Annotated in this window: 1 protein-coding gene; it reads right to left on the reverse strand. The window is 52.6% G+C overall.

Going from position 1 to position 737, the window contains the following annotated elements; translation table 11 throughout:
- Window positions 1-527 precede the first annotated feature (527 nt).
- A partial coding sequence (locus AC4FS3_RS28860) for a DUF6118 family protein (RefSeq protein WP_491023395.1) occupies window positions 528-737 on the reverse strand: 210 nt, incomplete at its 5' end.

Below are 737 nucleotides of genomic sequence, written 5' to 3' on the forward strand. Positions count from 1 at the left end.
AAATCTATGACGCTCTTCGGGCCCTTGTTGAGGTTCGCCACGCTGTCGAGGTATAAACACCATATTCAATAACGAATTTGGTCTAACTGGGGCACTCTAATGCCATCTTGGTGGAAGAATCTTTCTACGACTGACGCGCAGCAGCAGACTACAGGAGGACTAGTTCCTTATCTGAGGCTTACCTCTAGCAGTTTGGCAACTGGAAACTTCCAGACTTGGTTTCGCCAGACCTTTTTCAATTGCTGCTCATGGCACCCAGGATATTTTAACAACAAGCCTGTTGAAGAGGCCTATGTTGATTTTCAGGTTATTATCCAAGGCCAATCCATTGGTAATATAACCTTTACTGTCACTCATGATAGCTCGCGGCAGTACAATAACAATGCGCCAAACACTTGGCTGCACTGGCCGCCGCAGATGGCAGCGATCCTACAGGGAACAAATTATGCAGGTTGCCGGATAGTGCTCTCTCGCAATAGTGCGAATGCGTTCAGCCTAGAAATTCAATAGCAGCGACCCGGCAATCTCTAACGCTTAAACGCTCTTTCCGCCTTCACGATCACAGTACACCGCACGGCCTCATCCGCCCTGTCCGCACGCTTCCGGCATGCCTCCAGCGTCTCACGATTGGCGGCAACGATCCGATCGCCCGCGGCCAAGGCGGCGAACGCACTGGGCGAAGCGACCTGCATCATGCGCTGCCCGCCTTCCCACATCGGCATAGCGAGCGTGCGCGC

Source organism: Pseudogemmobacter sp. TB195 (genome assembly GCF_058313095.1).